The 15,352-nt window shown below is 47.8% G+C and carries 14 protein-coding genes; 1 reads left to right on the forward strand and 13 read right to left on the reverse strand.

The annotated features are described in order from the left end of the window. Positions 1 to 44 precede the first annotated feature (44 nt). From GPL15_RS12875 to GPL15_RS12885, 3 genes are all read right to left on the reverse strand, one after another. Entirely contained in the window at positions 45 to 971 is a 927-nt protein-coding gene (locus tag GPL15_RS12875; protein ID WP_215699082.1) for a mechanosensitive ion channel domain-containing protein, read from the reverse strand. Continuing rightward, positions 968 to 3,268 (reverse strand): 1,4-alpha-glucan branching protein GlgB, encoded by a 2,301-nt coding sequence (glgB, locus tag GPL15_RS12880; RefSeq protein WP_215699083.1) that lies wholly within the window; start codon positions 3,266 to 3,268, stop codon positions 968 to 970. The genes GPL15_RS12875 and glgB overlap by 4 nt, the downstream gene beginning before the upstream one ends. A gap of 557 nt (positions 3,269 to 3,825) precedes the next feature. Beyond that, complete coding sequence (locus GPL15_RS12885) at positions 3,826 to 4,902, reverse strand: DUF3810 domain-containing protein (protein WP_215699084.1); 1,077 nt, start codon at positions 4,900 to 4,902, stop codon at positions 3,826 to 3,828. A 179-nt stretch (positions 4,903 to 5,081) separates the two neighbouring features. Here GPL15_RS12885 and lepB point away from each other — a divergent pair, with 179 nt between their 5' ends. Further along, positions 5,082 to 5,654: a signal peptidase I gene (gene lepB, locus GPL15_RS12890; RefSeq protein WP_215699085.1), complete on the forward strand. Its 573-nt coding sequence runs from the start codon at positions 5,082 to 5,084 to the stop codon at positions 5,652 to 5,654. 27 nt (positions 5,655 to 5,681) lie between these two features. On the opposite strand, the gene GPL15_RS12895 is transcribed toward lepB, so the two are convergent. The 10 genes from GPL15_RS12895 to GPL15_RS12940 all read right to left on the reverse strand — a co-directional run bounded on the left by GPL15_RS12895 (position 5,682) and on the right by GPL15_RS12940 (position 15,340). After that, complete coding sequence (locus GPL15_RS12895) at positions 5,682 to 7,085, reverse strand: M56 family metallopeptidase (protein ID WP_215699086.1); 1,404 nt, start codon at positions 7,083 to 7,085, stop codon at positions 5,682 to 5,684. Further along, on the reverse strand, positions 7,082 to 7,465 hold the full coding sequence (locus tag GPL15_RS12900; RefSeq protein ID WP_252198379.1) for a BlaI/MecI/CopY family transcriptional regulator: 384 nt from the start codon (positions 7,463 to 7,465) through the stop codon (positions 7,082 to 7,084). The genes GPL15_RS12895 and GPL15_RS12900 overlap by 4 nt, the downstream gene beginning before the upstream one ends. Before the next feature lie 167 nt (positions 7,466 to 7,632). Then, complete coding sequence (locus GPL15_RS12905) at positions 7,633 to 8,745, reverse strand: UxaA family hydrolase (RefSeq protein WP_215699087.1); 1,113 nt, start codon at positions 8,743 to 8,745, stop codon at positions 7,633 to 7,635. Continuing rightward, complete coding sequence (locus GPL15_RS12910; RefSeq protein WP_215699088.1) at positions 8,729 to 9,907, reverse strand: UxaA family hydrolase; 1,179 nt, start codon at positions 9,905 to 9,907, stop codon at positions 8,729 to 8,731. The genes GPL15_RS12905 and GPL15_RS12910 overlap by 17 nt, the downstream gene beginning before the upstream one ends. Before the next feature lie 89 nt (positions 9,908 to 9,996). Next, positions 9,997 to 10,332 (reverse strand): UxaA family hydrolase, encoded by a 336-nt coding sequence (locus GPL15_RS12915; protein ID WP_215699089.1) that lies wholly within the window; start codon positions 10,330 to 10,332, stop codon positions 9,997 to 9,999. A gap of 56 nt (positions 10,333 to 10,388) precedes the next feature. After that, positions 10,389 to 11,126, reverse strand: coding sequence for an SDR family oxidoreductase (locus GPL15_RS12920; protein ID WP_215699090.1), 738 nt, complete (start codon positions 11,124 to 11,126; stop codon positions 10,389 to 10,391). 12 nt (positions 11,127 to 11,138) lie between these two features. After that, positions 11,139 to 12,347 (reverse strand): uroporphyrinogen decarboxylase family protein, encoded by a 1,209-nt coding sequence (locus tag GPL15_RS12925; protein WP_215699091.1) that lies wholly within the window; start codon positions 12,345 to 12,347, stop codon positions 11,139 to 11,141. Next, positions 12,344 to 13,546: a GntR family transcriptional regulator gene (locus tag GPL15_RS12930; protein WP_215699092.1), complete on the reverse strand. Its 1,203-nt coding sequence runs from the start codon at positions 13,544 to 13,546 to the stop codon at positions 12,344 to 12,346. The genes GPL15_RS12925 and GPL15_RS12930 overlap by 4 nt, the downstream gene beginning before the upstream one ends. A gap of 52 nt (positions 13,547 to 13,598) precedes the next feature. Beyond that, positions 13,599 to 14,897: a lactate racemase domain-containing protein gene (locus tag GPL15_RS12935; RefSeq protein WP_215699093.1), complete on the reverse strand. Its 1,299-nt coding sequence runs from the start codon at positions 14,895 to 14,897 to the stop codon at positions 13,599 to 13,601. Then, a complete protein-coding gene (locus tag GPL15_RS12940; protein ID WP_215699094.1) occupies positions 14,888 to 15,340 on the reverse strand; it encodes an HIT family protein in 453 nt (150 codons plus the stop codon). Before GPL15_RS12940 ends, GPL15_RS12935 begins: the two co-directional genes overlap by 10 nt. Positions 15,341 to 15,352: the final 12 nt, after the last annotated feature.

Raw genomic sequence — 15,352 nt, forward strand, 5'->3', positions numbered from 1 at the left:
TTCAGACGGCTCATCCCCCGCCATCCCAACTGTTATATATAGTTTCACTTCATATGAACGTCCAGCTGGTTAAATGGAATCTCAATTCCCTGCTCATCAAAAGTCAGCTTCACCTGCTCCAGGATATCCCATTTGACCGTCCAGTAGTCTTCTGTGGCCGCCCAGCCCCTGCCGCCTATCACAACGGAACTTTCCGCCAGTTCGTCCACAAACACAACCACATCCTCGTCTTTTAAAACCAGCGGATGGTTCTCATAAATGCTCTCTATAATCTTCTTCGCCTTTTTTAAATCCGATGAATATCCGATTCCAACCCTGATATCCACCCGGCGTTTTTCCTGCGCCGTCACATTGGTTAAAGAATCGTCGGAAAGCGTGCCGTTTGGTATCACGATCAGCTTGTTATCCACGGTCTTTAATGTGGTATACACAAGCCCGATCACGGAAACCGTGCCTTCGCCTTCTTTGCTGATGATATAATCGCCAACCTTAAACGGCCGCATCAGAAGAATCAATACCCCTCCGGCAAAATTAGCTAAACTTCCCTGAAGGGCAAGGCCGAGAGCGATACCAGCAGAACCTAAGATTGCCACAATTGAAGCGGAATTAAAACCGATTTTTTCAATAGCCATAAACACCAGAATGGCGTACAAACTGGCATTAATCAAAGACAGGAGAAATTTCCTTAAACTGATCTCCATCTCCATTCTCTGAAATGACCGGTCCATAATCCGGCGGATCAACCGGATAATCCTGCTCCCGACTGCAAAAATCAGTACAGCGATCAGCAGCTTATATCCGAATGCCAACAGGCCGGGAAGCCATCCCCTGATCGTTTCCAGCATCACATTAGGCTTTAGCTGGGCTAAATCAGACTGAACTTCTTCCGCAATCGGCAGTGTTTCTGCCACAGTCTCCGCCAATGTTTCCGCCGCAGTTCCGGCCAGCGTTTCTACCGTGTTCCAAATCATGATTTACGTCTCCTGGCTGCTGTTTTTTTCTTGGGAGCCGCTGCTGGAGCCGGCTTTTCCTGTCCCGGCGTACAACTGAATACATGAATGCCGAGAGGCGCAAGCTGAATGGTGATAGAATCTTCCCTGGCATCGCATTCATCCTTTTTGGAAGACTTCGCACGGCTGTTTATCACGCCGCTTCCGCCAAATTCTGCCGAATCGCTGCAGAAAATCTCCTTATATTTCCCTGCAAACGGCACTCCCACCTTAAATTTCTTGTGAACGACCGGGGCAAAATTGCAGACAAAGAGCAGTGTTTCCTCTTTTTTCCTGGTCTTCCTTAAAAATACTACGATATTGTCCTCAGCCGCAGTGCTGTTGATCCATTCGAATCCCTCCGGATGATAATCCATCTCCGATAACGCAGGATATGCGGCATATAATTGATTCAAACCCTTTACGTATTCCTTCATCTGCTGATGGATCGGATACTCCAGAAGATTCCACTCCAGGCTCTCATTCTCATTCCACTCGGCAATCTGGCCAAAATCCTGTCCCATGAACAACAGTTTCTTTCCCGGATGCCCCATCATAAAACCATAAGCGGCGCGGAGATTGGCGAACTTGTCCTCCATGGTATTTCCCGGCATCTTTCCGACCATGGACCCTTTTCCGTGCACCACTTCATCATGGGAAAATACCAGTATGAAGTCTTCGCTATAGGCATACAGAAGGCTGAAGGTCAATTCTCCATAGTGATGGCAGCGGAAAAATGGATCATAATGCATATATCCGGTAAAATCATTCATCCAGCCCATATTCCATTTATAATCAAAGCCCAGCGCGCCGTCCTTTACATTGCCTGTAATCTGAGGCCATGCTGTGGATTCCTCCGCGATCAGGACCGCGCCGTCTTTTCTCTTCTTAAAAACAGAATTCAAATGTTTTAAAAATTCCACAGCCTCCAGGTTCTCATGTCCGCCATAGATATTCGGAATCCATTCACCCGGATTCTTGCCGTAATCCAGATAAAGCATGGATGCCACCGCGTCCATACGGATACCGTCCGCATGGTACTTGTCCGCCCAGAACAAGGCGTTGGCAATCAGGAAATTGCTGACCTGGGGCCGGCCGTAATTGTAGATCAGGGTACCCCAGTGCGGGTGGCTTCCCTGTCTCGGATCTTTATGCTCATAAACACAGGTGCCGTCAAAACAGGCCAGTCCATGCAGATCCCTCGGAAAATGAGCCGGAACCCAGTCTAACAGCACACCGATTCCCTGCCCATGCATATAATCCATGAAATACATGAAATCATCCGGCGTACCATAACGGCTGGTAGGCGCATAATACCCTGTCACCTGATATCCCCAGGACGCATCCAGAGGATGTTCCATAACCGGCATGATTTCCACATGGGTATATCCCATCTCCTTAACATACGCGGCCAGTTTTTCCGCGATCTCCCTGTAATTATAGAATTCAGAGCCAATGATCTCATTGCCCTCTTCATCCGTTTCCACTTCTTTTCTCATCCAGGAACCGAGATGCACTTCATAAATGGACATGGGCTTGTCTTTCGTGTCATTTTTCGCCCTGCGCTCCATCCACCCTTCATCATTCCACTGATATCCGCCGATATCCCACACCACAGACGCGGTATTGGGGCGCAGTTCACAGTAATTTCCATATGGATCCGCCTTTAAAACAGGATCTCCGTTAGGGCACTTCACTTCATACTTATAAATGGTTCCGGTTTCCAATCCCGGAATAAATAATTCAAAAATTCCCGAATCGCCCAGCTTCTCCATCTGATGACGGCGGCCGTCCCATAGGTTGAAATCACCCACAACGCTGACTCTCATGGCGCAGGGGGCCCAGACAGCGAACAAAACTCCGGTCACATCACCGATCTTCCACGGATGAGCGCCCATCTTCTCATAAACCTTATAATAAACACCTGCTTCAAACTGCCTCTGTTCCTTCTCAGTGATCACCGGACCATATGCATACGGATCGCAGATCTCTTCCTGGGTTCCATTATCATAAGTTACCATAAGAGTATATTCAGCCACACTCTTTCTGGGTATCAGCGCCGCAAAGAATCCGGCTTCATCCGCCAGCTCCATCTCATATGTTTTACCTGTGGTTTTCAGCTTCACCGAAATATCAACTGCAGTTGGAATAAATGCCTGGATCAGCAGGCCATCTTTCGTGACATGAGGTCCAAGCAGCCCGCGGGGATTGCCGGCTTCTGAATACACCAATTCTTCAATACCAGCCCAGTCCATCAAATCGTATAAAATCTTGTCCATAATAATCCTCCATGCCGGAGCGTTTTTTTTTTGCGTAAATATTGTGCTGCGTAAGTATTGCGCTGTGTAAATATTGCGTTGTGTAAATATTGCGTTGTGCAGACATTGTGTTACACAGATATTGTGTTACACAAGCATTGTATTGCGCAGACATTGTGCTACACAGACATTACATTGCGCAGATATTGTGTAACACAGGCATTGCGTTACACAGATATTGCGTTACACAGACATTTCGTCGCATAGACATTGCGTTACACAGATATTGCGTTGCACAGATATTGCGTTGCACAGATATTGCGTTGCACAGATAATGAGTTACGCATTCAATAAGTTACGCATATAATGAGTTACACATATAATGCGTTATGCAGGCACGCGCTGGGAATTCCATATTCTTAGCCGCGAATCAAATTTGTGGCTCCGGCACAAATTTGAGTGTAAAAATAAGCCGTCAAGATCATTTTTCACACTGCCTGCTCCATCCGCATGTTTTAATATTTCTATTTTAGCATTCTATATTTGTTTTTACAACGAAATTGTAACACAACTTATCTTCATTTTTCTTCCATTTTCTCCTCCCGGTAATATGCCAGCATCAAATCCACCACCCGGCCATAGCTCTGAACGCCGTCTGCCTGGCTGTTGGCCTTTAAGTAGGTATCGTTCACTTTGGTGGCCGTTTCCGCCACTTTTCCCTCATACCGGTCCCAAAACAGGTTATTCGCATTTAAATCGGCAAGCACCTGAGGATCCAGGCTTCCGACCAGTTCCCGGTAAGTCCCCATGTCCGTTCGGGCCAGCGCATTTCCCGCGTAAATCCACCCGGCCAGATAACCGCTGTAGCGGAATTCCTTCATTTCCGAGTTAATACAGGCCAGATATCCGATGAAATTCGCTTCGTCCTCCCTCATATATCCCCGCAAATGAGACAATTCATGGCAGATCGTATGGGGAATATTATAGGCTGTCATATCCTTATTATAATTCGCTTCAATGGTAAACGGCGCATAAATGCCGCTCAACTGCTGGTAAGACAAAATCTGTGAAAACAAAAGACCTTTGGGCTTTGGATAAAACCCCGCCAGCCCGGGATAAATATCCCCCAGCGCCTTCATGGATCTGACTCCTTCCTTATTAAGGACAGACGCTTCCGGGAAACTGCTCTGACCCGCGTCCGCTTCCCCCTGGGGAACCGCATCCGGAATATTTTCATTGACACGTTCCGTCAGATACCGGCACAATTCGATCAATTCCTCCTTTGTGGAAGGCTGCATTTTAAAATCCAGGGACGCTGAAAACGGCTGCCGGTAATAATTAATACCACAATTAATTGTATAGGAAAAAAATAAAGCCCCTGTCAGTAAAAATGTCCCGCCAAGCAGTTTCTTAGGTTTCCTTATATTCCGACCCCCATAAAATATGCAGAAAATAACCAGTGCGTAAAGCCCCAGCTCCACCACGGAAAACGGAAACAAGCCGGTCAGCCGCCCCAGGCTTCCCGTCAGCAGCGGATAAACCGTCACCGCATACCACTGGCCGAATCCCCCGATTTTGCGGGCCGTCAATTGCAGGATTAACGCTGCGCCAAAGAGGATTCCCCCAGTTACCAATACCTTCTTCTCTCTCGTCATATGATCCTCTCACCCCAATAAAATGATATAGTATTATTGTAAATGACTAATATGAAGTTTTTATTACCATTTTGTGAAAACCCTTGCGGAAAGTAAAATTCTCATATAAACTCTTCTATAGCAATCGTGGATGTAAAAGCGATTAAAAATATTAGAAAATTCAAGAAGGTAAATCAGATATGAATCAGGAAGATAAAAATAGAGAACTTCATTCAGAAGAAAAACAGCCCTTCGACTGGAAACAGGAGGCCTGGGACTGGATTAAGATCATCATTACCGCAGCCATCATCGCATTTGTGCTCAACAAATTCATCATCGCAAACAGCCGGGTTCCCAGCGGTTCCATGGAAAATACCATCATGACTGGCGACAGGGTGATCGGCTCACGTCTTTCCTATAAATTCCAGGACCCGGAGCGGGGCGACATCGTGATCTTCCGCTGGCCGGATGACGAATCCATCTATTTCGTAAAGAGAATTATCGGCCTTCCCGGCGATATTGTGGATATTAAGAACGGGAAAGTCTATATCAATAATTCGGAGACGCCTCTGGACGAGCCTTACATCCGGGAGGAAATGGACTTAGAGCCCCCTCTCCACTTTGAAGTGCCGGAAGACTGCTATTTTATGATGGGAGATAACCGGAATGATTCTCTGGACGCACGGGGATGGAAAAACACCTATGTTCATGAGGATAAAATTATCGCTAAGGTGCTGTTCCGGTATTTTCCACGGATCAGTAAGATTGAATAGGCGGGGAATTTTGGTTTAATTCCCCGGTTAATCCAAATTCGTCTTTTCAGGCTGCGCAAAAGATAAGGTGCCCACAATAGAAATTTCCCCGCTGTCAAAAAAGCCTGTGCAGTTATAAGCCCATCTGCCCTCTGATAAATGGACAGTCTTCGTCTCGTCACTGCCGCCAAATGTGATGCGCTGCTCCTCATTGGACGGAGAGAATAAAAACAAATCCACAGCGCCTTTGATGGAAGATGTAATTTCCAGGGTCAGAATCTGGCCGGATTCTGCCTCAAAACTTGAGGACTGCGTGATACTCGTCCGCCCATTGCTGCTCAAATCGATTACCACAGTACCTTTCACATCCGAAGCTGCGTGGGTTTCGGATGTTGCGTAGGTTCCAGAAGCTGCGTAAGTATCCGAAGCCGCGTAAGCGCCCATAAATGTGGCTCCAAAACTTAACACAACTGCCAGAACAAACGAAACTGCCGCCGTGAAACGGCTGGTCTTCTTAAATTTCATTATAGCGTCTAACCTCTCTTTCAATCGTTCTTTACTTTCACTCAGTGTCACAGAAGCGAGAGAAGCCTTATAACTTCCTCCGGCTCCCAATGCATTTAACAATGTGTCCCCATAGGCCCGCCGCTCTTCCGGATTTAACGGCTTTATGACGTTCTCATCGCAGGAGAGCTCACAAGCCCGGCTGATTTCCCGGCTCATCAGGTAAACCAGCGGATTAAACCAATGGGCGCATACGGCTGACTGTACCAGCCATTTATAAAACATATCCCCTCGTTTAAAATGCGTCAGTTCATGCAGGACCGTATATTCAAAATCAGCAGAAGACAAGTCGGCAGACGGAAGCACGATGCAGGGATGGAAGAATCCGAGGAGCAGGGGCGAGGAGATGAGGCTGTTCGTATAAAGTTCCACACCAGCTTTCACCTTACTTTTCTCCACCAGTTTTCCAAACTGTTCCAACAGGCTAATATCCCCCACTTCCATACTTCCTGCCCGAATATAGGTCACAAAATCCTGGTAAACCGTGATTTTCCGAATGAACAGGAGGAACATCGTCACGAACCAGACCAGCCACAAATTTCCCCATATCGTCACTAATGCGGTTCGAGCCCTGACGGAGGCTTTCACAGGCTCCATCCGTTCGTTTTCCGCTCTGTTCTGCCCATATATTGGGCTGCCTATGAACGGGATATCATCACTGTCGTTCTGCTGCCCTGACATCACAGTGAATTTCTCCTGCAATGTGCCGATTAAACTTGGTTCCGAAGTAAAAGGCAGCATCAGACGGGCGATGACTATCAGCCAAATATAGTATTGCCACTGCCTGCTCAGCCTCTCTTTCAACACCGGCCGGAGCAGAAAAAGAATAATCATCAGCAGGGAGCCGGAAAAAGAAAGCGACAAGATGACTTTTAATATCTCATTCATTTGCCATCCCCACCGCCCTTCCAGTACGTTTTTAAATCTTCTATATCTTCAGAAGAAAGCAAGTCCTTTTCAATCAACGCGGACACAAGTCCTTTTGCGTTGCCCTCATAGACTTTTTCTAAAAAAGTCTCAGCCTGCGCCGTCTGGTATGCGGCTTCGGAGATGATGGCGATATACTCATTCCGATGGCCAATCTTATCCGCTTTCAGGAATCCTTTGTTTATCAGGCGAGAGGATAGCGTGATTATCGTATTTTTCGTCCAGGGCGTCCCCTTCTCCTCCAGAGCCTTCGCAATATCCGCATATAGGGCCCTGCCGCCGTTTGCCCACACAATTTTCATTAATTCCAATTCGTATTCCGAGATTTGCTGCAAGATCATTCACCTCCTCACCTAAGATTACAAATTGTAATCTATGCTCATGATAACATCCTGTACTTTATATGTCAAGCCCTGGCTTTTTTTGTTTAATCATAATACGGCCGTGTCTCACCACATTCTGGTAAGGCGCGGCCGCAAATTTATTTGGCAGATTAGTTAAACTTTTTTTACATTTCCTGCGCATTCTGAAACAACAGGGCTCCAAACTGCCCATTCTGTTCCGATGCGGTCAGTGAACCATTCATCGTCCGGCAGATCCGCTCTAATATTTTCGCCTGCATCTCCTGCTCAGGATCTATCAGAATATCCACATCTCCCCCCATTTTTTCCTGGGTATCCCTATTTGCCGTTATAATGAGAGCAGGCGTCACCGCACATCCTGCGGGCGTTCCCTTTCCAGTGACCATCAGGTTTAAAACTGCGCCGTTTCCTGCATACTGCATCAGTTCGCCTATGATTCCGCCGTTCATCGGGCCTCTCATGGTTCCGTAATCCTGGAGAGAATCGGAAAACCATATGCCGGGAGCATTTGGAACCTGGGACAGTTTCACACAGCCGGCGGCATGTTTTTGGATATAAGCCTTTAAAAGTGTTCTTTTTTCTTCCGATACATCTAATTTATCCCATAAGCGGCGGCAGCGCTCTGCTTTTTTTCGCAGATTTTCCAATTCCGGCATTTTTATGACAGAATTACCTGATATATCATCAGGATATAAGGCATACAAATAGCGCTCTGCCAGAACAACGGCTGCTCCATGGTCTATTAAATATGAAAGAACACCTTCCATGGAAGACAGGCAGAGGGAAACGGTATCATCCCAGGCCGGTACAGACAGACCGATCACCATGCCGGACAGGCTGCATTCTTCTGCCTGAGTTTTTCCAAATCCGCGGTATAAATTCAGCCCTGTTTCCACTCCTTTTTCAATGGCGGTCCGGGTTCCAAGCTGCTGGCCGAATAGGGTTTTGGCGGCCCGGTCATGGCTTTTGGCAAAGTTGGCTAGTTTTTCCGCCTGAATGAATTCACAGCCGTGGCCGATTATTAAAACAGCTCCCACATTAGGATGTATGGAAAGGCGGAGGAGCTGGTTCACCATGGTCTGATTGTCATAGCAGCTTTCATTTCCAGCCACATCTACATCCAGCCCGGCAAGGCGCAGACGTTCCCCGATTGACCGGGCAATAAATGCGCTGCAGTTTACCGTATACAGAATCAGCAGTTTATTCCTTATTCCAAAGCTCCCGCTGCCCCTTGGATATCCTTTAATACTGTACTTCATAATTCAATCCCCCTTCTCCATGTCCATTCATTTCCCCTCTGCATCTCTTTCCCCCCGCCGTATCAAAAACCAGTTCCAAAAACTCATCGAAAACTTCCGTCCTGCTTTTTTCACCAGTCAATAACACCCCTGCGTTAAAGTCAATATCTTCCTGCAGACGCCCGTATGTATCGGGATTTCCTGTCAGTTTTATTACCGGCCCTATGGGATTGCTGACCACATGGCCGCGTCCTGTGGTCAAAATGGTTAAATGGGCTCCGCTGAGCAAAAACAACAAGGTGCTGGAGGCATCGTTGGATACGGAAAAGCCGCAGCCTTCTTCCGTATCCGTCATGCAGTCCAGATACCATAGGCCTGGATGGGGAGGCCGCTGGGTTATTTTTAAAACGCCTTCGATGCTGGCAGTTCCGGTTTTCGCAACAGCGCCCATGCTCTTTTCCTCGATGGTGGTCAATCCGCCCCGGATATTGCCAGGAGAAATGGAAAACTGGCCCGATTCCACAGCATGACGGAAATATTTATCATAGGTCCCGGAAATCTGCTGTCTGGCATTTGAGGAACCGCATCTGCTCATCAGAAGTTCTTTCAAGCCGATGGCTTCATACATCTCTTCAAAAAGCACAGTTCCACCCAGTCCGGTGACATAATCCGTAAATTTTCCCACCAATGGATTGGCCGCCAATCCGCTGGTGAAGTCGGAACCCCCGCATTCTATGCCGAAAACCAGCTCAGACAGGCAGACCCGGCCTGTGGGCGTATGCTCCAGTTCCTGTAAAAAACGGCTCACCATCGATTGACCCAGCATTTTTGCCCTTCCGGTTCCCAATTCCTGGATCAGAATACTTTCAGCCGGCCGGCCGCTCTCTTTTGCCGCTTTTATGATCTTAGCCCCATCCAGTTCCTCACATCCATTCTGCACCACCAGAACGGCTCCTACATTGGGATGTAAGGCAAATGTTTTCATTTTCTCCGCCATCAGCTCATTCGTTCGGCAGCCCTCGCTTCCAATTACGTCGATTTCTTCCTGGCGTTCAAAACAGGAGCGTATTGCATAGGCAGTGGGGGCGGCGCAGCTGACCGTGTACAGGATCAGAACTTTATTTCTGATTCCTTTTCTGCCGTCATTTCTTAAATATCCGGTGATTTCGTAATTATTTTTCATATTTATTTACCTTTAAAGTGAAACGTGAAGGCATTTTCAAAAATGCCTTCACGCTCGATGTCACACGCTCGATGTAATAACGCTCGATGTCACTTCAAACAATATTCCATATCTTCAGGCACCCCGCTCTTTACATCAAATCCGCCGCTCCTGAAGTCATACAGGCTGGCCAGGTTATGGCTGTGCACCAGCGTCCCCTTTTGTATCCCGCATTTAGCGTTTCCGATACAGACGCCGTATTTGTAAATCTTCCCGCCCTCTTCGATGTCCTGCAAAGCAATTTTATAGCCGCACCGTATCATTTCTTTCACCATAATTTCCATGGAACACGCCCCGAACACCGTACCGGTTCCGCATTCCATGTCCCCGAGGGCAGTTGCCGTATTATCGTTTTTATCCACTGTGTAAAACCCGTTTTTAATCATGGAATTTACTCTTTCTTCTATAATTAATATACCAATCCCCGCCATCTGAACGGTTTCTATTTAATAATATTCCACCCAATATTGGTAGGGGAAATGTTGATTTCATGGATTGAGATATTAGACGCGGATTCAGCCACATATAAAGCGGCGTCTGCGATATCCTGGGCCTGAATCCATTCAGGGTGCTGCCCCACCGCATCCGGCCGGAATTTTGTATCCGTATTGCCCGGATTCAGCAGTGTCACCCGGATATCATAATCCATCAGTTCAAATGCCATACAGCGGTGAAGGCCCATAAGCGCCCATTTCGATGCAAAATATAACGCGCTGTTGTTGGCTGCATCCTTTACTGCTGCCATGGAACCGATGCTGATGATCTGCCCCTGCCGCTGTTCTTTCATCTTGACTGCCGCTTTCTGTGTCATCAGAAATAATGCCCTGATATTTAAATCCATGGTGGTATTGTATTCCTCCACGGAATATTCCCCGAAGGGACGGAAAATGCCAAGGCCCGCACAGTTCACCAAAATATCAATTCTGTCAAAGGCTGCAAACGCAAAACCGGCCGCCGCCTCTATCTCTTCCGGATTAATCAGGTCAGCCGCATAGTAAACCGCTTTTACGCCTTCCTGTTCCAGCTCTCTGCAAAGTTCTTTCAGCCGGTCTTCACTTCTGGCTATCAGACACAGATCAGCCCCTTCTTTTGCGTAAGTCCTGGCGATGGCTTCTCCCATCCCGCTGCTCGCCCCGGTAATCACCACTTTTTTATTTAATAATTTACCCGTTTCATTCATGTTTTTGTTCCTCTATCTTTTATATTTTTTTGCGGTTTCATAGATTGCAATCACTTTTTCCGGCGGCACGTCATATTGGATGTTGTGGATCTGAGTGAATACAAAGCCTCCGCCCTGGAAAAATATTTGGATCAGACTGTCCACATGTTCCCGCACCGCATCCAGATCATCGGTTTTCTGCACAAAATCCTGCATATCCGCGCCGCCGCCCCAGAATATCATCCTGTCTCCATATGTATTTTTCAGTTTCTGCAGTTCCATTCCTGCTGCGCTTATCTGTACCGGATTTAGAATATCCACCCCGGCCTCTATCAGAGAGGGGATCAGATCAAATATTCCGCCACAGCAGTGGAGAAGCACCTTCACCCCGGGGCATGTTTTATGGATATAAGCGTACATTTTCTTATGATACGGCATGATCATTTCCCGGTAGGTGTCTATGGAAATCTGAAGGCCGGTTTGGGCGCCCAAATCGTCAAAAAACTGGACCGCCTGGATTTTGTCCCCGATGGCAGGAAGGAGACGCTGTAAATTTTCCAGATACGCATCCGTCAGCCTTCTGAAATATTCATGCATCAATTCTTTATTGATCAGCAGGTTACAGTAGAAATTCTCATAATTGAAATCCCTCTGCCCCTGCTCAAACACGCTTCCTCCAAGACGGAACACAATGGCTTTATCCGTATTTTCATAGAGCTCGTCCACCTCTGTTTGAATAAACTCTATTTCATCCTCTTCCATCACCGGAAGGGGAAATCCGTCCAGATCGGAAAGGTCCTCCGCATCTTCCAGCAGATGGGCGGTTTGGTCGAAATAAAGGCCCTTGGCCGGCATACAGGCATAGGGCATGCCGTTTACAAGGATAAATTGATTTCCCTTTTCATCCGTCACCGGATTCAGCTCCGACGGCACAAGGCAGGGGGTGCCATCAGTCATGGTCCATTCCTTCCACTGTTTTGAACTGATGCCAAAACGCAGGCGCATGGGCAGGGCCTGGACAAAATCACCTCCCAGCGCCTCGATCACATCCAAATCCGGCTGGGCGGTCTGCTGGAAAATGTCATTGATCTTTATCATCCGCTTGGGAAGGCCCAGGGCTTCAACCAGCTTCGCATAGGCAACGGCGCTGATTCCGCTGGACGACATTCCGCCAAAATCAATCGCTATACCGTCTGTCTTCTCCCGGTTAAACAGTCTCCTCACCTTTTCTCTTGAATTCATTCCATCCTCCGTTCTGTTTTTTCCGGCTCTTCCTTTTTTTGTTCCAGCTGTTTTACCGTACCCCGGATCACCAATTTCACGGGCATTACGATTTTCACTCCCATGTGGTTTTGTACCAGGGCATTTTTATAGGCCAGCTCTGTGATCACCTTAGCAAAATGAGAGGTGTTTCCATCGATTGTGGTCAAATCCGGTTCTAAAAACTGAAGCTGTTCCATGTTGTTCATTCCAATAACGCTCACATCCCCGGGAATGGAGAATCCCAGATCCCGCAGCGCGTGAATCGCTCCAATGGCCATCACGTCGTTACAGGCAAAAACTGCGGTGGGCAGCTTGGGACAGCTTGTAAACAGCTCTTTTATCCTGTTATAGCCGCTCTGCATGGTCCAGTCGCCTTCCACGATCCAGTCCCTGTACATCTTGAGTTTGAGGCGGATGATGGAATCATAGATTCCTGCCAGTTCGTCCCTGGTTGCCAGGTATCCGTCCGGCCCCCTCAGAACAGCGATCCTGCGGTGGCCGTTTTCATAGAGATACTGCATGGCTGTGGTGGCGCAGGAGAAATAATCATGCTGGATGGTGGAGAAATTTTCATAGAGTTCATTTACCAGAAGAACCGGTATCCTGCAGGCGGCGGCCCGGCGGATCATATTCTTGGGGACCTTGGTGACAAAAACAGCGGTCAGGAAATTATTTCTTCTGATAATATCCTCAATATTGGTGTGTTCGTGAATGGGGTAAGAAACCAGCTGCAGCCCTCTTTCATAGCATTCCTGAGCCAGATAATAAAACAGGTCGGAATAATATGGTTCCGTAAGCCGCTTGTCGCTTCCACTTTTTTCCACCATGAAAATGCCGATGGAGTCCCCGCCTGTGCTGACGATTCTGGCCTCCTCCTGATTCTTGCTGTAAATGACCTTGCTGCCCATTCCCGGATACTTCTCAACCATCCTGTCCTTTACCAGAAAATCCAGGGCCCTTCTGACCGTCGTCCGCTCCACGGCAAACCTCTGGCACAATTCCCGTTCCGTAGGCAGAAAACAGCCTGATTCATAAGTTCCGCTCATTATTTCCTGTTTTAAACTGTTGTAAATATTCTGATACAAATACTTATATTCCATATTGCCTCTCGGTTCTGCTATTTTATTCACGCCCCATCTGATTTCAATCACATATGCACGGCAAATCACATTTTTCACTCACATACGCCACCCCAGATTCTGTCTTTTAAACACCTGCGTAACCACATGTTTAAATCAGGTTTCCATCCGGGTCAAATTCCATTTCATAGGGACCGCGGATCAATTGGATATCTTCTCTGCCTTCAATGGAATAGAACAATTCTTCAGATACTTCAATCTCATGAAGCCGGGAGGTGTTTTTGATGCGGGCCATCCGCACCCTGGAAAAATCAATGCCGTTGCAGCATCTTATGGCCAGCAGCACTGCCTCCCTGTCGCTGTTGGCGTACATGGGCATTTTACAGCCCTGAATCTCTGTGGAAGTGATCAGATTGGTCCATACCTGGGCCCAGTCGATCCCTCTCATACAGCGCAGGGTTGTGACATCTGCCTCTGCAATGCCGGAACCGTTGTGGCGGCTCTCTTCGGTCACTCCCAAAATCACCATTTTTTTCAAATCCAGAATGTGTTTAAAGGATTCGTCCGATCCGTTGGCTCTTCCTGTCACATTGGGGTCCTGGCCGTAGCCGCTGATATTTTTACCGATTTCATCGATGACAAGCACATCCAGACTGTTGAATTTAAAGACTGCCAGCCGGTCTTTTGCCAATTTAAGCAGCTTTTTGTCCATTTCCATGATGTCTTCCGGTTTGGCGGCTTCAATGGCGCAGATCTGGTCATAAGCGTTTTGTACCAGGCCGATTCCAAACGCTACGGGAGCTTTCTTTAAGAACAGTTCCGCCGCCTCCGGAACCCTTTTGGAAAACTCAGGAAATCCCTGCATGTGAAACGCTGAAGCGCCGATATGCTTTGCCAGGCCGATTGCGATCATCTTAGCCAGACCGCTTTCATGATCTCCCCTGAAATCCGTATGGGGTTTTACTTTATTCAGGATCACGATGCCGTCGGATTCAAAGGCGGCTTTATCGCAGTATAGCGGGGTTCCATTGGACAATTCCCCGTATTTCACCACTTCCATGGATGACGTGACCGGCACGCCCATGGCGGATTCGGTGATGCCGTATCCAGCCAGAATCTCCGTCTGGCCTTGGGCGGTTCCCCCTCCATGGCTTCCCATGGCGGGGATCAGAAACGGCTTGGCCCCCCACTCCTTTAAACGGCTGCAAATGGTTTTGACAATCACGTCCAGGTGTGGAATTCCTCTGCTTCCCACCGCAACGCAGATCCGTCTTCCTGCAAACTGGCTGTGGTCTTTCAACTCCTGCTCCATGATCCTGACAATGTGTCCCGGTATGTCTTCTATCTCGGATTTATCATAATTCTGGCGGATTGTGACCATCCTGGGAATCCTGATCTGATCCATTCCCTCAACGATTACGCCGCTCACCTTAGGAAACTCTATAAACACCTGCTGTCACCTCGGATCTTTCCGGCTTTTTCCTGCTTCTCTGCTTCATTTTTAATCATTCGGATCATGTCTTCATATTCCTCACCGGAGAGCAGCTCCGGGGGCTGGGGATCCATTATAAAAATCCCGCCCCAGTCAGGCCCGTCCGGATATTTGGGCGTGATGTGGCAGTGCAGATGGCTCATTTTATCCGCATACATGCCGATGTTCACCTGGCCCGGATGAAATACTTCCGTCAGAATGGAGGCTGTTTGATAAACCGCATGAAAGAACTTCCCGGATTTTTCCTCATCCATATCGGCGATCTTTCCTATGTGTCCGTCACAGGCCAGCACCACACGTCCCCGGTAAGTCTGGTTTTTCATGAGATAGAGGGGGAATCCCTCTATCTCACAGACCGGCAGCATAACGCTATTTAGCTGTTCTCCTTTATCACAGTACATACAGTTTTTATC

Source organism: Clostridium sp. MCC353, assembly GCF_018785315.1.
Classification (GTDB): Bacteria; Bacillota; Clostridia; order Lachnospirales; family Lachnospiraceae; genus CHH4-2.